The organism is Streptomyces sp. NPDC001868 (assembly GCF_040297125.1).
Classification (GTDB): Bacteria; Actinomycetota; Actinomycetes; order Streptomycetales; family Streptomycetaceae; genus Streptomyces.
Map to the genome: position 1 here is coordinate 271,980 of NZ_JBEOYO010000001.1, position 21,363 is coordinate 293,342.

19 protein-coding genes are annotated in these 21,363 nt (G+C 69.5%); 8 read left to right on the forward strand and 11 right to left on the reverse strand.

What is annotated here, in order from left to right; genetic code table 11:
- Window positions 1-9 precede the first annotated feature (9 nt).
- Both ABT147_RS01340 and ABT147_RS01345 read right to left on the reverse strand, forming a co-directional pair.
- Window positions 10-1,077: a phosphotransferase family protein gene (locus ABT147_RS01340; protein WP_351401440.1), complete on the reverse strand. Its 1,068-nt coding sequence runs from the start codon at window positions 1,075-1,077 to the stop codon at window positions 10-12.
- Window positions 1,074-2,078, reverse strand: a complete 1,005-nt coding sequence (locus tag ABT147_RS01345) for a C-terminal binding protein (protein WP_351401442.1) — start codon at window positions 2,076-2,078, stop codon at window positions 1,074-1,076. Before ABT147_RS01345 ends, ABT147_RS01340 begins: the two co-directional genes overlap by 4 nt.
- Before the next feature lie 767 nt (window positions 2,079-2,845).
- Between ABT147_RS01345 and ABT147_RS01350 the strand changes: the two genes are divergently transcribed.
- A complete protein-coding gene (locus ABT147_RS01350) occupies window positions 2,846-4,126 on the forward strand; it encodes an MFS transporter (RefSeq protein ID WP_351401444.1) in 1,281 nt (426 codons plus the stop codon).
- A 161-nt stretch (window positions 4,127-4,287) separates the two neighbouring features.
- Here ABT147_RS01350 and ABT147_RS01355 read toward each other — a convergent pair whose 3' ends face one another.
- Complete coding sequence (locus tag ABT147_RS01355) at window positions 4,288-5,067, reverse strand: fumarylacetoacetate hydrolase family protein (RefSeq protein ID WP_351401446.1); 780 nt, start codon at window positions 5,065-5,067, stop codon at window positions 4,288-4,290.
- Between the two features lie 184 nt (window positions 5,068-5,251).
- Here ABT147_RS01355 and ABT147_RS01360 point away from each other — a divergent pair, with 184 nt between their 5' ends.
- The gene (locus ABT147_RS01360) at window positions 5,252-6,283 is read left to right on the forward strand and encodes a LacI family DNA-binding transcriptional regulator (protein ID WP_351401448.1); all 1,032 of its coding nucleotides are present in this window, start codon (window positions 5,252-5,254) and stop codon (window positions 6,281-6,283) included.
- A gap of 80 nt (window positions 6,284-6,363) precedes the next feature.
- Here ABT147_RS01360 and ABT147_RS01365 read toward each other — a convergent pair whose 3' ends face one another.
- Window positions 6,364-6,957 (reverse strand): NADPH-dependent FMN reductase, encoded by a 594-nt coding sequence (locus ABT147_RS01365; protein ID WP_351401450.1) that lies wholly within the window; start codon window positions 6,955-6,957, stop codon window positions 6,364-6,366.
- Window positions 6,958-7,401: 444 nt separating this feature from the next.
- Here ABT147_RS01365 and eno point away from each other — a divergent pair, with 444 nt between their 5' ends.
- The 6 genes from eno to ABT147_RS01395 all read left to right on the forward strand — a co-directional run bounded on the left by eno (window position 7,402) and on the right by ABT147_RS01395 (window position 13,600).
- The gene (gene eno, locus ABT147_RS01370) at window positions 7,402-8,712 is read left to right on the forward strand and encodes a phosphopyruvate hydratase (protein WP_351401452.1); all 1,311 of its coding nucleotides are present in this window, start codon (window positions 7,402-7,404) and stop codon (window positions 8,710-8,712) included.
- Between the two features lie 75 nt (window positions 8,713-8,787).
- Window positions 8,788-9,801 carry a VOC family protein gene (locus ABT147_RS01375; RefSeq protein ID WP_351401454.1) on the forward strand — a complete coding sequence of 338 codons (1,014 nt, stop codon included), beginning with the start codon at window positions 8,788-8,790 and terminating at the stop codon, window positions 9,799-9,801.
- A gap of 26 nt (window positions 9,802-9,827) precedes the next feature.
- Window positions 9,828-10,379, forward strand: a complete 552-nt coding sequence (locus tag ABT147_RS01380; RefSeq protein WP_351401457.1) for a carboxymuconolactone decarboxylase family protein — start codon at window positions 9,828-9,830, stop codon at window positions 10,377-10,379.
- Window positions 10,380-10,439: 60 nt separating this feature from the next.
- Window positions 10,440-11,546 carry an alcohol dehydrogenase catalytic domain-containing protein gene (locus ABT147_RS01385; protein WP_351401458.1) on the forward strand — a complete coding sequence of 369 codons (1,107 nt, stop codon included), beginning with the start codon at window positions 10,440-10,442 and terminating at the stop codon, window positions 11,544-11,546.
- Window positions 11,547-11,677: 131 nt separating this feature from the next.
- Window positions 11,678-12,679, forward strand: a complete 1,002-nt coding sequence (locus tag ABT147_RS01390) for a LysR substrate-binding domain-containing protein (protein WP_351401460.1) — start codon at window positions 11,678-11,680, stop codon at window positions 12,677-12,679.
- Between the two features lie 54 nt (window positions 12,680-12,733).
- Complete coding sequence (locus ABT147_RS01395) at window positions 12,734-13,600, forward strand: 3-hydroxybutyryl-CoA dehydrogenase (protein WP_351401462.1); 867 nt, start codon at window positions 12,734-12,736, stop codon at window positions 13,598-13,600.
- Window positions 13,601-13,676: 76 nt separating this feature from the next.
- On the opposite strand, the gene ABT147_RS01400 is transcribed toward ABT147_RS01395, so the two are convergent.
- The 7 genes from ABT147_RS01400 to ABT147_RS01430 form a co-directional block, all read right to left on the reverse strand.
- A complete protein-coding gene (locus tag ABT147_RS01400; protein WP_351401464.1) occupies window positions 13,677-13,901 on the reverse strand; it encodes a hypothetical protein in 225 nt (74 codons plus the stop codon).
- Window positions 13,902-14,417: 516 nt separating this feature from the next.
- Entirely contained in the window at window positions 14,418-14,885 is a 468-nt protein-coding gene (locus ABT147_RS01405) for an electron transfer flavoprotein subunit beta/FixA family protein (RefSeq protein WP_351401467.1), read from the reverse strand.
- Between the two features lie 86 nt (window positions 14,886-14,971).
- Window positions 14,972-16,153 (reverse strand): acyl-CoA dehydrogenase family protein, encoded by a 1,182-nt coding sequence (locus ABT147_RS01410; protein ID WP_351401468.1) that lies wholly within the window; start codon window positions 16,151-16,153, stop codon window positions 14,972-14,974.
- Window positions 16,154-16,212: 59 nt separating this feature from the next.
- Window positions 16,213-17,481: a CaiB/BaiF CoA transferase family protein gene (locus ABT147_RS01415; protein WP_502983011.1), complete on the reverse strand. Its 1,269-nt coding sequence runs from the start codon at window positions 17,479-17,481 to the stop codon at window positions 16,213-16,215.
- Between the two features lie 59 nt (window positions 17,482-17,540).
- Window positions 17,541-17,966, reverse strand: a complete 426-nt coding sequence (locus ABT147_RS01420; RefSeq protein WP_351401470.1) for a zinc ribbon domain-containing protein — start codon at window positions 17,964-17,966, stop codon at window positions 17,541-17,543.
- Between the two features lie 338 nt (window positions 17,967-18,304).
- Window positions 18,305-20,326, reverse strand: a complete 2,022-nt coding sequence (locus tag ABT147_RS01425) for an SsgA family sporulation/cell division regulator (protein ID WP_351401472.1) — start codon at window positions 20,324-20,326, stop codon at window positions 18,305-18,307.
- The gene (locus ABT147_RS01430; protein ID WP_351401475.1) at window positions 20,323-21,093 is read right to left on the reverse strand and encodes a sigma factor-like helix-turn-helix DNA-binding protein; all 771 of its coding nucleotides are present in this window, start codon (window positions 21,091-21,093) and stop codon (window positions 20,323-20,325) included. Before ABT147_RS01430 ends, ABT147_RS01425 begins: the two co-directional genes overlap by 4 nt.
- Window positions 21,094-21,363: the final 270 nt, after the last annotated feature.

Below are 21,363 nucleotides of genomic sequence, written 5' to 3' on the forward strand. Positions count from 1 at the left end.
TCGGTTCGGTCAGTCCGGGCGGTCGCCGCCGGGCTCGGTGGGAGCGACTTCGAGCGCGGCCGCCCAGGAATCCAGGACGTCCGCCGTCGTTGGAGCGGGCGCCCTCAGCAGGGCGGCTGCCGTCGTGCGTACGAACATCCGGTGCCGGTCGTCCGTGAGGTACTCCGCCGGGGACTTGCCGTCCACGCGGGCGAGCAGCAGCGCCGGGAGCAGTGACGCGACCCGCGCCTCAACGGCCTGCCGAGGCTCCCAGTCGACGCACCGGATGTACTTCTCGACCAGGACCCGGGCGGAGCCGAGGAGAGCGGCTCGGTGCCCGGGTACCACCAGACTCTTCAGGAGCAGATGGTTGACGCAGAAGGCCAGGTCGAAGGCCGGGTCCCCGTACCAGGCGCACTCGGCGTCCAGCAGCACGGGCCCCGCCGGACCGACGAGGATGTTCTTGGGACTGACGTCGCCGTGCACCAGGGCCCGGTGGGTCGTGGCCGTCCGGTGGGCGAGGCCATGGAGGGTGTCGCTCAGCTCCGGGTGCGCCGCCGCGGTGGCCAGCAGGTAGGGCTCGACGCGCAGGGCGTGGAAGTTGTCGTCGGTTGCGAACTCCGTGGCGAGGGCGGCGTCGCCCGCACTTGCCGCGTGCAGGGTGCCGAGCAGTTCCCCGACGGACGCGGCGGTCGCCACCTCCACCTGGCCGGCGAACAGTTGCGCCTTCCACACCGGGTACCGCTCGGGCGGCAGGAACGCCATCGCGAAGAGGCCGGCCTCGGCGTCGTGGGCCAGTAGCTCCGGCACGCTGTCCGGCCGGTGCCGGGCCGCGAACCGCATCCACGCCCATTCGTACGCGTTGCGCGACACCGGTGCCCGCCAGTCGGCGGCGACCCGCAGCCGGGCCAGGGCCCGCTTCACGCACAGGGAGCGTCCCGGCAGGTCCACCCGCCACAGGTCCGACGAGACACCGCCGGCCAGCGGCGTCCACCGCGCGGCCTCGCCGGGCTCGGCGAGCCCGTGGGTGAGCAGGAAGTCGGTGAGCGAGGCGTCCGGCACCGGGTCCGGGCTCAACGGCTCGGAGAGCGAGGTCATCGCCGGTCACCCGACCCGGAGGGCAGACCGCGGGGGCTGTTGCGGGCGTGGGCAGGTGCCTCGCCCGCCAGGATCCGTACGACTTCCTCGGCGGCTCGGCGGCGCAGTTCCGTGACCGAGGCGTCGGAGGAGAAGGCGACGTGCGGGGTGAGCAGCGCGCCCGGCTGGGCCAAGAGTCCGTCGGGGACGTGCGGCTCGCTCTCCAGGACGTCGAAGGCGGCTCCGTCCAGGTGTCCGCTGTCGAGCGCCTTGATCACCGCGTCGGTGTCCACCAGGCCGCCGCGGCTGACGTTGACCAGCAGGCCGCCCCGCCGCATCAGGGCCAGTTGCTCCGCTCCGATGATGTGGTGGGTGTCCGGTGTCAGAGGTACGTGGAGGATCACCACGTCGCTGCGGCGCAGCAGTTCTTCCAGGCCCACCATCTCCACGCCGGGGGTGTCCCTGGGCGGGTGCGGGTCATGGGCCAGGATCCGGCAGCCGAACGCGCCGAGTCGGCCGGCGGTGGCGCGTCCGATGCGTCCGTACCCGACGACGCCGCAGGTCAGTGTCGACAGGCGGCGCAGCCGGGCGCCGGCGGGGTTCCAGCGGCCCGCTCGAACGTCCCGGTCGAAGAGGGCAATGCCTCGCGTCCAGGCCAGCACCATGCCGACGGCATGGTCCGCGACCTCCTCGACGCAGTAGTCGGGCACGTTGGTGACCCAGACACCCCGGTCGGTGGCGGCGTCCACGGCGATGTTGTCGAGGCCGACGCCGAGCCTGGCCACGATCCGCAGCTCCGGCGAGGTGCCGATCGCGGTGGCGGAGACGGGCGCCCAGCAGGTCAGGATGCCGGCGGGCCGGTGCTCGGCCACCAGTTCCTCGATGGCCTCGGCGGAGGCGGGCTCGGCGGGACCGGTCACGAGGGTGTGGCCCGCCCCCTCGATGACGGATCGCTCGACGGAGTCGTCGGGCCAGGCGTAGTCGGTGAGCAGCACGGTGCCTGGGCGGCTCGGTTGGTTCATGGCAGGTCGTCCTCGCAGAGTCGTGCGGCCGCGGCGGGCGGCCGGGCGTCGCGCCCGGGCGTGTCCGGTGAGCGGTTTCGATCGCCACCCGGAAGGGCGGCCGACGGCATGTCCGATGGGCCGTCGGTCGCCTCGGGTGGGCCGGAGGGGGTCACTGGGCTCGTCGGGCGCTCGCCGACTTGTGGTCGGGCGGGCCCCGCAGTACGGCCCTGGAACGGATCACGGGATACCAGGGACACGTCGTATCACTTTGTCATAGCCACGCGATGCTAACGATAGCACTGCGATCCTTCGCCACGTCAAGAGTGCGTCGTGCACGTGATCGTCGACATCGCACCGCAGGGCCGTTCCGGAGCGGAAGAACAAGCGGAAGAACGAGCGGAAGGGCGAGCTGTCGCGGCGAGAGGGCGAGACGTGGGAACGCGAGGCGCCGGAGAAATCCGGTGTGCACATCTTGACGCGCCCGGTACTTCCCTTCATGGTTTCTGCCAGCGCCGACCGTGTGACCGAGAAGTGTCCGCACGAAGTCCGGCTGTCGAAGACGCCATAGCCACGGACGTCCCCGACGGGCGATACACGGCTGAATTCCGCATGCGGTGTCCGACCGCGCGGCAGCCCGTCGCCCCCATTCCGCCAGTCGACGACCGCACAGCCGTCGCCGACGCGAGTCCGTGTTCAGCTCACCGCTTCTCGTCCTCGCCGTACGGCCCCGTACGGCGATGGATCCGCCACGGCCCGCCGTGGCCCATTCCTCTTCAGGAGCCGCTATGACTCACGCAGCGCAAGTCGAAACCACCGCGGTGCCCGCCGGCGAAACACAGGAGAGCGACCGCCTCTCCCTCTCCCGCCCCATGATCGGCGTGGGCTTCCTGCTGATCGTCCTCTCCTACATGGTCAACGCGATGGACCGCCAGGTCTTTCCTCCCCTGCTGCCCAACATCCGGGAGGAGTACGGGTTCTCCCTGGAGCAGGGCGGGCTGCTGGCGACGAACTTCACCCTCGGCATGGCCCTGGCCGGCCTTCCCGCCGGCTATCTCCTGGACCGGTTCCGCCGCAAGACCGTGCTGCTGGCCAGCATCGTGATCTACTCCCTGGGCACGATGGCCACACCGCTGGCGACCGGTTTCGCCGACATGACCCTGTACCGGGTCGTCTCGGGCTTCGGTGAGGGCATGCAGTCCGCCGCCATCTTCGCGGCGATCGGCGCCTTCTTCGCCCAGCGGCGCGGCCTCGCCTTCGGCGTCATCGGCGTGGGCTACTCGGTCGGTGTGTTCATCGCTCCGCTGATCGGCGTCCAGCTCATGAGCGCTCACGGCACCTGGCACTCGCCCTTCTACCTGTTCGGCGCGGCCGGGCTGCTGATCGCCGCCGCTTCCCTGTTCCTCGTGAACTCCGGCCTGACCGAGCACTCCGCCGAAAAGGTCGCCTCGACCAGGACCTACGAGTACATGCCGGCCTCCGCCTACAACCGCAACACCATCGCCCTGGCCGTCCACGCGGTCATCAGCGGTGTGGCCATCTACGGGTTCCTCGGCCTCTACCCGACGTTCCTCATCACCTCGCTGCACTACACCCCCGGACAGGCCGCACTGGCCATGAGCCTCCTCGGCTTCGGCGGCATGACGGCCGTGTTCGGCGGTTGGCTCGGCGACCGCTTCGACCAGCGCAACCTGCTGATCCTGAGCCTGCTGGCCGTCTCCGCGATCAGCGTGTGCATCTACTCGACACATGCCGGAGTGGCGGTGCAGTGCCTGCTGGCCTTCCTCATGGGCGCCTTCGGGCTGGGCTTCATCTACCCGAACACCAACAGCGCGATCCAGCGTGCCGTCCGCCCCGGACAGATCGGACGCGCCTCCGGCCTCTTCGTCACCAGCTACTACGGACCGGCGGCGTTCTCGGGCCTGCTCTTCGCCGCCCTCGTGGACTCCTTCGGCTGGACCCGGGCCGGACTGCTGCAGGTCACGGTTCTGCCGCTGCTGGGCGTGATCGCCCTCGCCTTCGTCCGCACCTCGCGGTTCAACAACGCGGACCGCGAAGCGCTCCGCTAGGCCCTGTCGGGCACGGTGACGAACGTGCGGGCCGGCGGGGGCCGGCCGCGCGGTTCCCAGCCCCTCACAGGGAGCCGGGACACACCGTCGACATGCGACAGGGGCCTGCCCACCGTCAAGCGGTGGGCAGGCCCCTGTGCGTGGTCGTCCGGCGGGCGGGGTCAGAGGCTCTCGGCCACAACAGGGTTGCGCAGTACGCCGATGCCCTCGATCTCCACCTCGACCACGTCTCCGGGACGGATCGGTCCGACGCCGGCGGGCGTACCGGTCATGATCGCGTCTCCCGGCAGCAGGGTCAGATAGCGGCTGAGGTAGGCGACGAGGTCGGGCACGGTGAGCAGCAGGTCGGCCGTGCTCGCCGACTGCGTGACGACGCCGTTCACCCGAGTCGTCAGCGACAGCGCCGAGGGGTCGAGCTCGGTCTCGATGACCGGTCCGAGGGGAGCGAAGGTGTCCTGCCCCTTCCCGATCAGAAGTGTGCCGAACGCGCTCTCCTTGCGCTGGACGATGCGGTCACTGACGTCATTGCCGCACGTATATCCGAGGATGTACTCGTGGGCCTCGGAGGGCTTCACATGACGGGCTTCCTTTCCGATGACGACGACCAACTCGCCTTCGAAATGGATCAGTTCACCATCCGCCGGATAGACGATGGCGTCACCCGGACCCACCACCGCGGTACTCGGCTTCATGAAACACACCGGAACTTCCGGAACCTCACGATCGGTCTCGTCGACATGTGAGGCGTAGTTGTAGGCGAACCCGAAGATCCGGGGCCGTTCGAGCGGCGGAAGAACGGTCACGTCGCCGATTTCGTCGACGTGACCGGTGGGAGACAGCCCGGCGAAGGGATCCCCCTCGAATCTCGCGATCCCGGATTCCCCGGATACGAGTTCTCCATAGTGACGCACGCTGCCGACGGCATACCTGATGATCCGCACGGAAACCTCCGCAACTAGGCAGCCTCATACGGCCGCATTACCCATACAGCAATGCTAACGTTAGCACGCAGGGGACGATCAGTGCCGGAGCCCCTTCCGCGTGACTGCGGAGCGCGACACAAGCGCTATCGTTGGCACACGGAAAGTGACGACACGGGATCAGTCAGCTCAAGGGGGCCCTCACGTGATCACGACCAAGGACATCGCGGAACGCCTCGGGGTCTCCGTCTCGACGGTCGGCCGGGCGCTCGCCGACGATTCCCGCATCAGCGAGGAGACCAAGTACAAGGTCCGCCAGGCCGCCTCCGAGATGGGGTACGTCGGCAACCGCGCGGCCCGGATGATGCGCGGGGCGTCCAGCAATGTGGTCGCGCTGGTGATCCCGGACATCCGCAACAGCTTCTACTCGACCATCGCGCACGAGCTGTCCAAGAACATGGAGGCCGAGGGCTTCCAGCTGATGCTCGCGGAGACCGACGACGACCGGATGGTGGAGCTGCGCCATCTGCGGGAGCTGTCGGCGACCCGCGTGGCCGGCGTCATCATCGTGCCCACCGCGCGCCCGCACGGCGACTCGGTCAAGCTCCTGCGCACGGTGCCGCACCTGCAGCTGCTGCGCCGCCACCCGTCGCTCGGCTCCCAGTGGTTCGGAGTGGACGACCACGAGGCGCTGCGCGAGGCCACGGCCCACCTGGTGGCCCAGGGCCACACGCGTATCGCGTACATGGGCGGCCCCGAGGAACTGCCCACGGGCGCGGAGCGTCTGCGCGGCTTCCGCAGCGCTCTGCGCGAAGGCGGCCTGCCGGACGGCGCCGGGCGTACGGAGCTGGGTCCGCCGTCGTCCGTGGACCACGGCCGCCAGGCGATGCGCCGGCTGCTGAAGGGCCCGGACGCCCCTACCGCGCTCGTGCTGGGATCGATCCAGCTCACCCGGGGAGTCCTGGAGGAACTGTCCGAGCAGGGTGTGAAGGTGCCCGGTCAGCTGTCCGTGATCGGGTTCGGTGACGAGCCGGGGTTCTCCTGGTGGGGTCCCGGTCTCACCACGATCGGTCTGCCGATCCAGGAGATGGCCACCGGCTGCGCGCTGTGGCTGTTGCGCCGTCTGAAGACCGAGCCGAGCAACGACGGACCGTACACATCGGTCTCACCCGGATCGCTGATCCTGCGGGGCAGCACGGCACCCCCCGAGGGAAGGTCCAGGTCCGGGTCCCGCTGAGCAGCACCCCCACACCCCCTCGCACACGAAAGGCGCTCGGAGCACACCGCTCCGGGCGCCTTCCCGGGTCCGACGACAGGTCAGTACGTCCCGCCGCGCAGCCGGCGCATGACGCGGGCGGTACGCGCGAGTTCGTCGAGCACCTGTTCAGCCGCTGTCTCATGTATCTTGCCGGGCCGGAAGGCGCCGTCCTCGACGAGTTCGCTGACGAACGGGATGCTCACGGTGGGGCCGATCGGCAGCATCCTGAGGTTGGCCACGACCTGCTTGCCCATCTGCACCGCCCGGGTGCCCGCCGAGACCCCTCCGTAGCTGACGAACGCGGCAGGCTTGTGCTGCCATTCCACGACGAGGTAGTCCCACGCGTTCTTCAACGGGGCGGGGAAACCGCCGTTGTACTCGGGGGTGACGAAGACGAACGCGTCCGACGCCTCGACGATCCGGCTCCACTCGCGGGTGTGGCTCCTCGTGTACTGCCGCAGAGCGGGTGGGTGGGGTTCGTCGAAGAAGGGAAGGGCGAGTTCGCGCAGGTCGACGGTGTGCGACTCGAACTGGTCGCACTCCGCGGCCCGGGTGGTGAACCAGTCCGCGACGGACCTTCCCACACGCCCGGGACGCGTGCTGGCCACCACGGTGGTGAGGGTCATCGGCGCCACAGAGGGCTCGGCTGCCATATCGGGCTCACTTTCCTTTCGGCCGCGATCCGGCCCGGCGGGCCCGCCCCTCCTGTGCTGTCCGTCCGTCCAGGAGGCGTACGGGCCCGCCGGAGTCCTTGCCGGAGCGGGATTATGCGAACGATAGCACTGACCTCAATGCGAACCAAGGAGGGCGCCGAGCGGCGGGCCGACCAGCATGAAGCATTACCTTCCCCTTGACATCACCGTCGACAGTTCGCACGATTGCGCTATCGTTAGCACGACGACGAAGAGAGCCGTACGACACGTCGCGCTCGCAGCACCGCCGTACCGATCCGGGTGCCGCCCTCCTCGGGGCCCGCGCCCGTTCGTCAACGCTGACGTCCGTAGGCCGTGAGCCGCGCGGACGCCCCTCCCTCGACAACAGGCACGTACTCCCGGCCCGACACCCCGGTCGTCCGAACTCCGAAAGGTTGCCCCGCCATGACAGACGCGCGGATCGCCAAGCTCCACGGCCGCAGAGTGTGGGACTCACGCGGCCGACCGACCGTCGAGGTCGAGGCCCACCTCATGGACGGCGCGGTCGGGCGGGCCATCGCACCGGCGGGGGCTTCCACGGGGCAGGGCGAGGCACTGGACCTGCGCGACGGCGGCAGCCGCTTCGGCGGGCTCGATGTGCGGCACGCGGTGGGCTCAGTGAACGACGAGATCGCGCCCACCCTCGCCGGCCGTGACGCGGGTGACCAGGAAGCCGTCGACCGGCTCCTGGTGGATCTCGACGGAACCCCCGACCGCGGCCGTCTCGGCGGCAACGCGATCGTGGCCACCTCCATGGCCGTCCTGCACGCCGCCGCCGCGTCGGCGGGCGTCCCGCTGTGGAAGCACCTGGCGGGCGAGCGCCCGGTCCGAATCCCGCTGCCCGAGATCCAGATCTTCGGCGGCGGCGCCCACGCGGACCGCCGGGTCGACGTGCAGGACTTCATGGTGATGTGCCCGGCGGCGAACAGTTTCTCCGAGGCACTGGACTGGACCGCGGAGATCTACCGGGCGGCCGGAAGCCTGATGCGCGCGGCGGGGAAGGCCCAGGGTGTGGCCGACGAGGGCGGCTTCTGGCCGGCCTTCGACTCCAACGAGGAGGCGCTGGAGATGCTGACCCGCGCCATCGGGACCGCGGGCTTCGCCCTGTCGACCGAGGTGGGCATCTCGCTGGACGTCGCGGCGTCCCAGTTCGGCAGCGGCGGGCGGTACACGCTGGCCCTCGACGACCGCACGCTGGACACCGCGGCGTTGATCGACATGCTGGGCGGCTGGATCGAGCAGTACCCGATCCTGTCCGTCGAGGACCCGGTGGGCGAGGACGACCACGACGGCATGCTGGAGTTCACCCGGCGCTACGGCGACCGCTGCCAGGTGATCGGCGACGACTACCTGGTCACGAACGCCAAGCGCGTGGAGGCGGCGGCCACGGTCGGAGCGGTCAACGCCGTCCTCGTCAAGCCGAACCAGGCCGGTACGGTCACCGAGGCGTTCCAGGCACTGCGGGCCGGAAAGGAAGCCGGCTTCGGCACGATCGTCTCGGCGCGTTCCGGCGAGACCGAGGACATCACCATCGCCCATCTGAGCGTCGGCTGGGACGCCGGCCAGCTGAAAGTGGGCTCGTTCACCCGCTCCGAGCGCATGGCCAAATGGAACGAGGTTCTGCGCATCGAGGAGTCCCTCGGAGAATCCGCGGAATTCAGCGGCTGGTCCGCCTTCACATTCGCCGGATCCCGGGCTTTTACCACCAAGCCGTAGAACGACCGCAGAATGTCACGTATCACGGTCGTCGCCCCCATGAAATCCAGAGCCGATCCGAGCACGGAGACCAGCATGCTGCCACCCGTCAATCTGCGCCCGAGTTTCAACATCACCCGCTCCAGCCACGTCCGGCTCACCGTGGCCGATCTGGCCGAGAGCCGGAACTTCTACGTGAACGTGCTGGGACTCGTCGTCAGCGACGAGGACGAGCGCACCTGCTACCTCCGTGGCCTGTCGGAGGCCTGCCACCACAGCCTCGTCCTGGAACTGGACGAGGAGGGCGCGGGCAGGAGCAGGAGGATCGGCTTCCGGGTCTTCTTCGACGAGGACCTCGACATCGCGTACGACTGGTTCCGTGAGCGGGGACTGCCCGCCGAGTGGGTCGACGCCCCGTACCAGGGCCGCACCCTGCACGTCAGCGACCCCATCGGCACGCCGCTGGAACTCTGCGCGCACATGGAGACCCGGCCGAGGCTGCACATCGACTTCCAGCTCCACAAGGGCGCGCACGCGCAGCGGCTCGACCACTATCAGACCTTCGCGCCCGACACCTACGAGCTGTGCGCGTTCTACGGCGAACTCGGCTTCCGCAACTCCGAGTACCTGGCGCACGGCGACAAGCTCCTGGGCGCGTTCATGTACCGCAAGGGCACCTGCCTGGACCTGGCGATCGTCGAGAACACCGGCCCCGCCCTGCACCACTTCGCGTACACCGTCTCCGAGAGCCACGACATCTTCACCGCCTGCGACTTCGCGGGCATCCACGGCTACGGCGAGGGGGTGGAGCGCGGCCCCGGACGTCACGGTCCGGGCGGGATGCTGTTCGCCTATCTCCGCGACCCCGACGGGCACCGGGTGGAGGTCTTCAACAGCCACTACCAGACCATCGACACCGAGATCGAGCCGGTGCGCTGGGACGCGGGATCGCTGAGCACCAACGCCCGCTGGGGCCTCCCGGCGCTGGAGAAGTGGTACTTCGAGGCGTCGCCCTTCGTGGGGGTCAAGCAGATTCCGCCGGCCGAGCCGCCGAAGCCCATGTCGCTGGAACGGTTCCTGCTCGAACAGTCCCAGTCGTCCACCCGCTGATCACTTCGTTCCCCCGAGGAGACACCATGGCACGCGTCCCCTATCTGCGCCGCGAGGACGCCGACGAGTCGCACAAGCCCCTGTACGACCGGCTGGAAGCCGAACGCAAGGTCCCGACGGCGAACATCTTCCTCGCCCTCACCAACGCGCCGGCCCAGCTGGACGCCTTCCTGACCTACGCCAACTCGCTGCGGGCCGCCGACCTCAGCCCCAAGCTGCGGGAACTGGCCATCCTGACCGTGGGGTACGCGACCCGGTCGGCGTACGAGGTCGCGCACCACCAGTCGCACGGACTCAAGGCCGGGCTCACGGAGGAACAGCTCGCGGCGGTGGCCGACTTCGAGGCGTCCGGTCTGTTCGACGACACGGAGAAGGCGGTGATGCGCCTCGCCAAGGAATCCACGCTCCAGGTCGACGTCTCGGAGGAGACCTGGCGGGCCGCCGCCGACCATCTGACGGACAAGCAGATGGTGGAACTGTCGTTGTCCATCGCCTGGTACAACTCCGGCGTCCGCATCATGGGACTGCTCGGCATCGACCTTGAGGACAACTACCCGAACCCCTTCCCGAATTCGTAGGCAATTCCTGATTCTCCGCCCCCGGCCGCCCGGGACGGAGCAGTTCCAAGGAGTATTTCAATGGCGAAAATGCTCGCTGCCCGACTGCACGCGCTCGGTGAGCCGATGTCGGTGGACACGATCGACGTGCCCACGCCACGCCCGACCGACGTACTGGTGCGGGTGAAGGCGTGCGGGATCGTGCCGAACATGGCCAACGTGATCAACAACTGGCCCACGTGGTTCCCGCACCAGCCGTTGCCGAAGTTCCCCGCCATCTTCGGGCTGGACGCCGCCGGCGTGGTCGAAGCGGTCGGCGAGGCGGTGCTGCACACCAAGCCGGGTGACCGGGTGTACGTCAACCCCCTGCGTTCCTGCGGGAGTTGTCAGGTGTGCCGGGGCGGCGAACTGAGCCGATGCCGCTACTTCACGCTGAACGGCTACTTCAGCACCTCCCGTGACGGCCAGCGGATCTTCGACCTCTACCCCTACGGCGGTTTCGCGGAGTACATGACCGCCCCGCAGTACTCGATCGTCAACATCCCCGACAACATGACGTTCGAGCAGGCCGGAAAGCTGGGTTACATCGGCACCTCCTACGGCGCTCTCAAGAACGCCGCCGCCGGCCCAGGCCAGGTCGCGCTGATCGACGGGGTCACCGGCACCCTCGGCGTCGCGTCCACCGTGCTCGCGCTGGCCTCCGGTGCCTCGCGGGTCCTCGGGACCGGCCGCAACGAGGAACTCCTCAAGCGCGTCAAGGAACTGGACCCCGAGCGGGTCGAGGTCTTCCGGCTGGGGGACGGCTCCACCGGTGAGTGGGCGAAGTCCCGCACCGGCGGCGAGGGCGCGGACTACGTGATCAGCGCGCTGGGTGCCAAGGCCCCGGTGGAGACGATGCTCGACTCCATGCAGGGCGTCCGGCGGGGCGGCAGGGTCGTCAACGTCGGCGGCGTGGCCGACCGGCTGCCGGTGGACGTGAAGTGGCTCATGGACGAACAGGTCCAGCTGATCGGCTCCAACTGGTTCAGCACCGCCCAGGGGCAGGAACTCGCCGGCATGGTGGCCACGGGCGCCCTGGACCTGTCCTACCTGCAGGTCAAGCCCTTCCCTCTGTCGAGAGTCAACGAGGCGATCTCGGGCCTGGAGGACCGCGACGGCGGATTCAGCAACTACGTCGTCATCCCCTGAACCACCGCGCACCGTACTCACCCCGCGGCGGTCCTGTTCTGCCCTGACGCCGCCGCGGGGTGTCCCGACCCACCGGCCGTACACTCGGCCGACGCACGCCTGAGCACACGCCCAGCAGGACGGAGGAGCCGGTGGAACTGCGCTGGCTGGAGTCGTTCGTCACCGTCGCGGAGGAACTGCACTTCGCGCGGGCGTCGGACCGCCTGCATCTCGCTCCGTCGGCACTCAGCGCCCAGATCAGGGCGCTGGAGTCGCACCTGGGCGTCCGTCTGATCGACCGCGGACGACGCACCCGCCCGGCACTCACCAGCGCCGGACAGCTGTTCCTCGAAGAGGCGCGGCTGACCCTCGCCCAGGCCGCGAGGGCCGAGGCCGTGGGCCGCCGTGCCGGTCGCGGAGAGCTGGGGCACGCCCAGATCGCGTACGTCGCCTCGGCCGCGTTCTCCGGGGTACTGACCGACGTCCTCACCCGCTGCGCGGCCCCCGGCACACAACTCACCCTGCAAGTACGCGAGTTGGAGACCCCGGCGCAGCTGGAAGCCCTGGCCTGCGGGGACATCGACGTCGGGTTCCTGCGCTGGAGACCGGAATACCCGCCCGAAGTCACCGCCACCTGTCTCCTCACGGAGGATGTCGTCCTGGCGCTGCCCGTCGACGCGCCGCTCGCGGCGTACGAGGCGGTACCGGCGGCGGAGCTGCGCGACGAGCAGTTCGTCGCCCCGCACTTCGACGAGGAGTACGGCTGCCGCGACCAGATCCTGGAGGTGGCGGAACGGGGCGGTTTCCGCCCTCGGTGCGCTCCCCCGGTACGGGACTTCATCGCGGCTCTGACATTGGTGGGCGGTGGTCTCGCGGTGGCCCTGGTCCCCGCTTCGCTGCGCCGCGTACAGATCCCCGGGGTGGCCTATCGTCCGCTGGCGGACGTACCGCTCACCACCCGGCTGGTGGGCGCCTACCGCAGAGGCGAGACCTCGCCCGCCGTGCGCGGCGTGATCCGCCGCCTGCGGGAGGCGGCTGCCGCCACGGCCGCCGCCGACCGACAACGGACCGACGCATCTTTGTACGCGGATGACGCACCGTCCGAGCAGGTCAGAGGGGGTGCGACCAGCCTAGGCTCAGCAGGGCACCACTGAGCGTGGCGGCGTCCGTCGACTTTCGCGGACGGAGAAGGACAGGCGGAGGAACACATGACATCGATCAATCACGTGGGCGTCGTCGGCGCCGGACAGATGGGCCGGGGCATCACCGAGGTCTGTGCCCGGGCCGGCCTACGCGTCACCTTGTGCGACGTGACCGAGGACAGGGCCCGCGCCGGTCTGACCGGTGTGGCGGACTCCCTGCTCAAGGCGGAGAAGCGTGGCGCCCTCACCTCGGAAGACCGCGCCCATGCCCTGGCGGGAATCACGGTCGCCGCGGACCTCTCCCGTCTGTCCGGGGCGGACTTGGTCATCGAGGCCGCCGTGGAGGACGAGCGGGCCAAGACGGCTCTGTTCCGACAGCTGGACGAGGTGATAACCAACCCTGCCGCCGTACTCGCCAGCAACACCTCCTCGATCCCCATCGCCCGGCTCGCGGCAGCGACCGGACGACCGGAATCGGTGATCGGCCTGCACTTCTTCAACCCCGTCCCTGTCATGCCGCTGGTCGAGATAATCCCCTCGTTGCACACCTCGAAGATTACGGAACTGCGCGTGCGTGCCTTCGCCGACGAGACCCTGGGCAAGAAGGCGATCGTCACACAGGACCGCGCCGGCTTCGTGGTGAACTCCCTCCTGGTTCCCTACCTGTTGGCAGCGGTACGGATGGTCGGCTCCGGCGTGGCGACGGCCGAGGACATCGACACCGGGATGACCGCCGGTTGCGCCCACCCCATGGGCCCGCTGCGCCTCGCCGACCTGATCGGCCTCGACACCGTGGCGGCGATAGGCGAGGCGCTGTACGAGGAGTACCGCGAACCGCTGTACGCCCCTCCCCCGTTGCTGCGTCGCATGGTCGAGTCGGGCCTGCTGGGCCGTAAGTCGGGACAGGGGTTCTTCAACTACCAGGCTGCCTGAAGGCCGACAGGGCGCCGGTCCCGAAGCCTGGCCGGCTGGTTCCTTCGGAAAGGGCCTTGATGCCGTGCGGGGTTGCTTACATGTTCGCGCGGAGCTCCGCGAGCCGGAAGGCCACGATCTCCTGCTCCCGCTCCGGTGTGTGTTGTACGGCCAGGTCGACCCCGGAGCGGCCCGGTCCCAACCGGACGGACTGTTTCAGCCTGGTGCCGGTCCCCTCGGGCTCCAACTCGACGATGTGCGACACCGTCCGCCACTCGCCGATCATCCGGTGGCGGTTGTACCCCGCGAAACGGGCTCCCACCGCGGGCGCCTCGGCGCCGTCGAGCCATTCACCCGCCGCAGCTCAGGACTCAGGCGGGCCGGCAGAGCGATGTCCGTCACCAACGCCCACACCCGTGTGGGATCGGCGTCGATGTACACGTCGCAGCAGGGCCCGGGCTTCCCGGTGTACGGCATGGTGCCATCCCCCGTCGTCGGTGTCTCGATGCCCCGATCTCAAGACTGGCATCACCGTCGGAGTCGCCGAGGGTGAACGCGCACCGCAGTCGGCGAATGGCCGGAGGGGGGCGGCCGACGGCCGCCCCCCTCCGGTCGCGCAGCGCCTCAACCGACGGCGCGGCGGGCGGCCACTTGGGTGAGGGATTGCCTGAGTCGCGCCGCCGTGCGGGGGGGTTCCCACGACGGCGGCGGGGTCTCCCAACCGCCGTGCGGCGGCCAGGAGTTCATAGGTGGTCTTGTTGACACGTTCCCCGTCATGGTCGACGAGGGCGGACGGACAGTTCAGATGGGCAGACGGTTCAGACGAGCTTCTGGGCGATCAGGTACGCGGCGAGCTGCCGGCCCGCCGAGCCGTCGTCCGTGATGCGGGTTCCGGCTGAACGCGGAGGACGCGGGACGGCTCCAGCACACGGGTGCGCGTCGCGAGGAACGCGGTGTCGTCCGAGTCCGGGAACAGGTCGTCGAGGTCGACCGTGTCCACCGGCTTCTTCTTGGCCGCCATGATCCCCTTGAACGAGGGGTAGCGCGGCTCGTTGATCTTCTCGGTGACGCTGACCAGCGCGGGCAGCGGGGCGTCGAGCGTCACCTCGCCGTTCTCGGTCGCGCGCGCGGCGCGCACCCGTCCGGCGTCCACGTCGAGCTTCCGTACGTGGGTCACCTGCGGCAGGGCGAGCAGGTCCGCGACGACTGCGGGGACCGCGCTCGCCCGGCCGTCGGTGGTCGTCAGAATCAGGGCCTCTTCGGTGGCACGCTCGTTGATCTCGTCCACAAGTACGACAATGTTCACGGGCGTCTTCCGTCAGCCTGCGGCGGCCCCGCCTGCCGTGGTCCGGCCTGCGGTGGTCCGGATCTCGGTGGTCCGGATCACGGCAGTCAGCGGAACGCCGCTTGGCCGGTGAGCGCCTGTCCGACGACGAGGGTGTGCATCTCGCTGGTGCCCTCGTAGGTCAGGACGGACTCCAGGTTGTTGGCGTGGCGCAGGGGTGAGTACTCCAGGGAGATGCCGTTGGCGCCGAGAATGGTGCGGCACTCGCGGGCGATGGCGATCGCTTCGCGGACGTTGTTGAGCTTGCCGACGCTGATCTGCTCAGGGCGGATGCGGTGCTGGTCCTTGAGCCGGCCGAGATGGATGGCGAGCAGGGCGGCGTTGCCGGTGGAGACGCTCATGTCGGCGAGCTTCTTCTGGGTGAGCTGGAAGGCGCTGATCGGCTTGTCGAACTGCACCCGGGAGTCGGCGTACTCGATGGCGGCCTGGACGCAGTCGCGGGCCGCGCCGACCGCGCCGAACAGGATGCCGAAGCGGGCCTCGTTCAGGCAGGACAGGGGTCCGCGCAGGCCCTGGGCGAGCGGCAGTCGGGCGGAGTCGGGCAACCGTACGTTGTCGAAGTACAGCTCCGAGGTGATCGAGGCGCGCAGGGACATCTTCTGCTTGATGTCCTGGGTGGTGAAGCCGGGAGTCCCGCGGGGGACGAGGAAGCCGCGGACACCGTCCTCGGTCTGCGCCCAGACGGTGGCGACATCGGCGATGCCGCCGTTGGTGATCCACATCTTGGAGCCGTTGAGTATCCAGTCTCCCCCACTGTCGCGGACGGCCCGGGTGCGCATCCCGGAGGGGTTGCTGCCGAAGTCGGGCTCGGTCAGGCCGAAGCAGCCGATCGCCTCACCGGCGGCCAGCCGGGGCAGCCACTCCTGCTTCTGCTCCTCCGAGCCCCACTTCCAGATGGAGAACATCGACAGCGAGCCCTGCACCGAGACGAAGCTGCGGAAGCCGGAGTCCGCCGCCTCCAGCTCCAGACAGGCCAGGCCGTAGCTGACCGCGTTCGTCCCGGCGCAGCCGTAGCCTTCGAGGTGCATGCCCAGTACGCCCAACTTGCCAAGTTCCGGGGCGAGTTCGCGCGCGAAGTGGGCGTTCTCGAACCACTCGCCGATGTGCGGGCGCACCCGGTCGGCGAGGAACTTGGCCACGGTGGCCTGGATCTCGCGCTCCTCGTCACTGAGGAGGGAGGAGATGTCGAGCAGGTCGAGGGGGTCCTTCATCGGCTTGGCGCCGCTCATCGTGAGCTCCTGGGAGGTGTGGGTGATCGGTTCGGTCGTGGTGCCCGCGCCTGGAACGGTCAGCTGACCGCTTGGTCCGGCGGGGAGGTGTGGTCGTGGCCGGAAGGGCGGTGCGGGATCTCCGCGGTGTGCTGGCCCAGACGCGGTGGCGGCAGGCGGTACTGCGCGGGCGTGCCGCTCATCGCGATGGGGCTCGCGACTTGGCGGAAGGGCCTGCCCTCCGCCCTGTCGCCCGCGTCGCCTCTGTTGGCGGATGCGGCGGGGATGTCGACGATTCCGGGAAGGCCCAGCTTCTGGGCGAAGTCGAACGCCTCGTCGAGGGTGTTGACCGGCCCGGCGGGCACCCCTGCGGCCAGGAGTACGGTCGACCAGTGGTCCGCGCCGGCGGCGCTCAGCCGCCGCGCCAGGATGTCCCGCAGTTCGGTGCGGTGGGCGACTCGGTCGGCGTTGGTGCGGAAGCGCTCGTCGAGAGCGAGACCGGGTTCCCCGACGAGATCGGCGAGCGCGGCGAACTGCCGGTCGTTGCCCACCGCGATGGCGATCGGGCGATCGGCGGCCGGGAAGGTCTCGTACGGGGCGATGCTCGGGTGCGCGTTGCCCATACGGCCCGGCACCACACCGGCCACCGCGTACGCCGATGCCTGGTTGACCATGGCCGACAGCAGCGAACTCAGCAGGTTCACCTCCACATGCTGCCCCTGCCCGGTGGCGTCCCGGTGCCGGAGAGCGGCGAGGATGCCGAGCGAGGCGTGCAGGCCGGTGATCACGTCGACCAGGGCCACGCCCGCCTTGACCGGCTCACCGGACGCGTCCCCGGTCACGCTCATAAGCCCGCCGACGGCCTGCACGAGAAGGTCGTATCCGGGGATCTCCGCGCCCGCGCCGCTGCCGAAGCCGCTGATCGAGCAGTAGACCAACTCCGGGTGCCGGTCACGGAGTTCGCGAGGACCGAGGCCGAGCCGTTCCATCGTGCCGGGGCGGAAGTTCTCCACCAGCACGTCGGATTCTGCGACCAGGGCACGGGCCTGTTCGCGGCCGGTGTCGGTGGTGAGGTCCAGGGTCACGGACTTCTTGTTCCGGTTGACACTGAGGAAATAGGTCGAGGTGCCGTCGTGGTCCGCCGGAGGGTGCCAGGCCCGGGTGTCGTCCCCGATGCCCGGCCGTTCGACCTTCACCACGTCCGCGCCGAGGTCGGCGAGAAGCATGGTGGCGTAGGGGCCTGCGAGAACCCGGGAGAAGTCGGCGATCCGCAGCCCCTCCAGCGCCCCGCGCCCCACGCCCTCGATCACGCCGGCCCGTCCGTCCGGCGCGTTGTGCTCGGTGCCCACGTACCCTCCTCTCTGATCGTCCCGCTCGCGCGAGGTGGCTGCGTCGGAGCCGTTTCCCGTTACCACCAGCGGTTCGAAGTCGGCGGGCGAGTGGGTTCGACGACGGGCAGTCCCTGCCCGAGGGGAGCGACGGCCTGTACGACGCTCACCCTCGACCCGACCGCGACCGGGGCCTCGTCGGTGGCCTGGCAGAGCAGGTTGAAGCCCTCGTTCATCGCGACGAACCACGTGTTGTGCGGTACCTGGCCATGGCGGCGCACGACGACCCCGTCGCCCGCGCTGCGCTCCCGTCGGAAAGCCACGGACCCGCAGGCACGGCAGAACGAGCGGCGGTAGGCCGGAGTGCCGCACCACAGGCAGCGTTGGAAGAGCAATTCGTCACGGTCCGCCGGTGCGTTCGGCGTGGCGGGCGCGGTCGTGGCGACGGCAGCCGCTTCGTGGTCTTCCCTCGGCTCGGTGTCTTCAAGGATGTCTGTCTGGAGCATCACGGCCTCCTGCACGCAGTTCGGTGACCGGAATCGGGAGATCGGAATCCGATCTGGCTCCCTCAGCCTGGCCCTGTCGCGGAGTGCCGGTCAACGACGAGCTGACGCATCTTTGTGCGCGGAACGCGTTCCGTTCACCGAGGTCAGAGCCGTCTTCCAGGCACTACTCTCACGGCGGGCCCACGAGAGCCGGACAGCGCGGGAGGGCACCTCCACCGGGACGAACCCGTGCTCACCAACGAGAGACCACACCGATGGCCACATGATCAACAGCTCTTGTCAGAGCCAGATCGCCTCATGCCGCGTGCCTTTGCGCTCGGCCGCTCGCCAGTCCGTGGTCATTCGGTGATGTTGGGGCAGGTCAGTTCGGTCCATTGGTTCCGCCACAGGTGCAGAGAGTCGAGTTGTTCAGCTGCCGCGTGGCTGTCGGCTGTTTGCTGCGTGGCTCGGAGGAACGCCTCGACATGGCTGCGGTCCATGGAGAGAAGGGCGGTGCCATCGGGTGAGCGCAGCCGGAGGTACAGCTTGCCAGGACGCTCCGCGTGGGAGGGCGTTTTGTCCGGCCAGACAATGACATCGCCGATGCCGGTGCTGTGGTCGACGCCCTCGGCCAGCAACTCGCGGGCGAAGGTCCATTCGCGTTCGTCTGCCGTGTCGGCATTGAAGAAGGCCGTCACCGCGTACGGGGCGGTGGTGCGGTAGACGAGCCGGGTGTGGAGCAGGTCACCGGGGTCGTTCTCGTCGGCATGGAGGCGAACCCACAGCTCTGCCTTATGTTCGGTGGCATCGGCCGTGTGCTCGACCGACAGTCTCGGCCCGCTCTGATCCAGGGCTTGAACGGGCGGGGACGTATCGCCGTCCGGGTGACCGCGCTCAGTGGTCGCCGCGGACAGACTGCGGGGCACGAGCAGTTCGCTTCTGGGGCGCGGGACGTAGGCATCCGGATCTGGTGGGCTCGGATGCTGGACGGGGATGGCCTGGCGGTGTGCTGGGTCCAGGTCGACAGCTTGTTCCACCGCGAGCAGGATCTGGGCGCAGTCCAACAGCGCCCGCAGATGCCTTTTGCCGGGCTGGCCCGGAGCCGCGTCGGCATGTGGCCAGAAGGTCAGTGGCCATGGTTCGGGGAAGGTGTCCCGTAGAGCGGCGGACGTGGGCTGCCCGACGTTTCTGCCTGCCGGTGGAGCGGGCAGGGACGCCAGGGGGTGTGGCCGGGTGATCCCCGACATCGGGCTGTGCTGCTGACGGGCGGGAGCCAGATGCAGGAGGTCGGCCATCCGAGCGCAGGGGAGTGCGGGCGTTCCCGCCCGGTCCTCCGCTGAGTGAATCGCCCTCAAACCGGCCGCGAGCGCCAGCGACCGCGTAGGGGGCATGGGCCCGGTGTATTCCAGCGCCGTTTCCTCACTGACACTGACCGGCGGTCGAGTACGGGGCTGCAGAAGCGTGCGCAGCCAGGAGTGCGTCTGTGTGGTCGGTTGCTGGATCGAGCACAGCCACAGCGGCAGCGGCAGCGCGTCCGTGTCCATGGTGAGCCGGCCCGTCATGCCGGGAACGCGTTCCAGCGCCCTGGCAGCCTGCAGGCGCAGGAATGCCGCCGTCCACGGGGTGCGGGTGCGCGGTCCGTCCGATGCCGTCCACTCGTCGGGGCAGGCGAACGGGTGGTCGTCGGCGAGCCTGGCGGCGGAGAGTTCGGCCCGGATGGCTCGGCGCAGGGCTTCCCCCAGAGTGGAAGGCCCTGACCGCGCACGCCAATGGTCTCCGTACCGCAGGAACTTGGCGACGTCGCACTGTGCCGGTGTCCCGACGTCGTCCAGCGGCTCGTAGAGCCCGTACGTCGACAGGCTCGTGACATCGTGCTCCAGCCGCCGCCTCGCGGTGCACAACAGGTCGGCCAGTTGCTCGGCGCACTGCCGCAGCGGACTCAGCTCCGTGGTGCCGCGGATGTTCTCCCGGCCGCCGCAGGCATCGACCACCACCACAGCCTCGTTCTCCGCGCTGGAAGTCGTCAGGAGACGCCAGAATTCGTCGGGGTTCCACCTGGTGGGCATGACAACGCCCAAACCGACAACGGCGATGGGGTCTGATACGGCACCTGCGCCCCCGGCGGTGCCCGGCCGATCCGGGCCGGGGAGAAGACCGTCTTCCCGCAGGGGGACTCGCGGGTCGGGAGCGGGCTGCGCGGCCGGGGGGCGATGGCGGGCGGCCGCCTCGTGCAGGCGGTGCTGCGCGTCTGCGGGGATCGGCTCGGTACGGGCGCGCACGTGCGGGGCACCCAGGCTGGATGCGGCCATCAGTGCTTCGAACTCGTCGCCGAGGCTGTCCACCCTGCCATCGTGCATGATCCCGTCCTTGTCGACGCTCATCGTGCTCCCCCTTCCCCCACGTGGGCCTGGTGCGGGCCTTGGTCGGTGATCCGGGCTCGGGCACGGGCCAGACGACGCTCAAGGGCCTTGGGCGTGAGTCCGACGAGCTGTGCGGCCTGGGCGTGGCTATAGCCGAAGGCGATCCAGCTCAGGGCCTCGCGCAGCTGTGAATCGGGCAGCTGCTGACGCAGGTGCGCGATGTCGTCGTAGGTGGTGGCGGCTTTGGCGGGGTCGGTGGCGCGCTGGTCGGGGATGTCTGGATGGGCATGTGGCCCGTCGTCCGCGTCGGCCGGTCCGCGGTCGAGCTCAGCCTGCCCCAGGCGGTGGTCGTTGAACCAGCGGATGTACACGGGGCGGAAGGCCAGGATGGAGGCGCCCACGAAGTAGGTGGGCAAGCCGGCGCCGGCGGCGGCGTTCCATTTGGCGCGGACCAGGCCGTGCTCGCGGAAGATGATGGTGCCCTTGAGGACGGTGTCGGTGACGACCTGGCTGCGCTCGTGTTCACCCCAGGAGGTCTGCACCATGTGGGCGGGTACGGGGCGGCCCGCTCGGGCGGTGCGCTCGAAGATGACTCCGTCGGCACTCCAGCTGATCAGCGTCCGCCAGCCGTACTCCATCAGTCGTTGGATGAACTGCTGGTACTGGGGGCCGCTGAAGTCCTGGCGCCTGAGATAGTCCACCAGCCGGGCATCGCCCTGCAGCCTCGCGGCACGGGAGAGCGCCGCCTCACTGTCGGCCCGTGACAGCAGGTCCTCGAGTGACTGCAAGGGCTCCTGCGGATCGGGGGCAAGTGCCGTGGCTGTGTGGTGGCTTGGATGATGGGACGGACGCCCCGAGCAAGTCTCATCTGGCACGTCCGCTCCCTTGCCTCGCCCGGCCCCTGATGGGCCCCTTCGGTGCTGCTCGCGTAACGAGGTCCTAGGCGCGGCCCGCGGTTCTCCCCCCTGCCACCCCACCACCCAAAAGTGTGAACTAGGTCACACACCCCTCAGAGGGGGGCACCGGCGCCCCCCGCCGCTACACCCCCATCAAGCCCC

Coding starts and splice junctions, on each gene's coding strand:
- ABT147_RS01340 (WP_351401440.1), bottom strand. CDS start 1,077: ATGACCTCGCTCTCCGAGCCGTTGAGCCCGGACCCGGTGCCGGACGCC.
- ABT147_RS01345 (WP_351401442.1), bottom strand. CDS start 2,078: ATGAACCAACCGAGCCGCCCAGGCACCGTGCTGCTCACCGACTACGCC.
- ABT147_RS01350 (WP_351401444.1), top strand. CDS start 2,846: ATGACTCACGCAGCGCAAGTCGAAACCACCGCGGTGCCCGCCGGCGAA.
- ABT147_RS01365 (WP_351401450.1), bottom strand. CDS start 6,957: ATGGCAGCCGAGCCCTCTGTGGCGCCGATGACCCTCACCACCGTGGTG.
- eno (WP_351401452.1), top strand. CDS start 7,402: ATGACAGACGCGCGGATCGCCAAGCTCCACGGCCGCAGAGTGTGGGAC.
- ABT147_RS01375 (WP_351401454.1), top strand. CDS start 8,788: ATGCTGCCACCCGTCAATCTGCGCCCGAGTTTCAACATCACCCGCTCC.
- ABT147_RS01380 (WP_351401457.1), top strand. CDS start 9,828: ATGGCACGCGTCCCCTATCTGCGCCGCGAGGACGCCGACGAGTCGCAC.
- ABT147_RS01385 (WP_351401458.1), top strand. CDS start 10,440: ATGGCGAAAATGCTCGCTGCCCGACTGCACGCGCTCGGTGAGCCGATG.
- ABT147_RS01395 (WP_351401462.1), top strand. CDS start 12,734: ATGACATCGATCAATCACGTGGGCGTCGTCGGCGCCGGACAGATGGGC.
- ABT147_RS01410 (WP_351401468.1), bottom strand. CDS start 16,153: ATGAGCGGCGCCAAGCCGATGAAGGACCCCCTCGACCTGCTCGACATC.
- ABT147_RS01420 (WP_351401470.1), bottom strand. CDS start 17,966: ATGCTCCAGACAGACATCCTTGAAGACACCGAGCCGAGGGAAGACCAC.
- ABT147_RS01425 (WP_351401472.1), bottom strand. CDS start 20,326: ATGAGCGTCGACAAGGACGGGATCATGCACGATGGCAGGGTGGACAGC.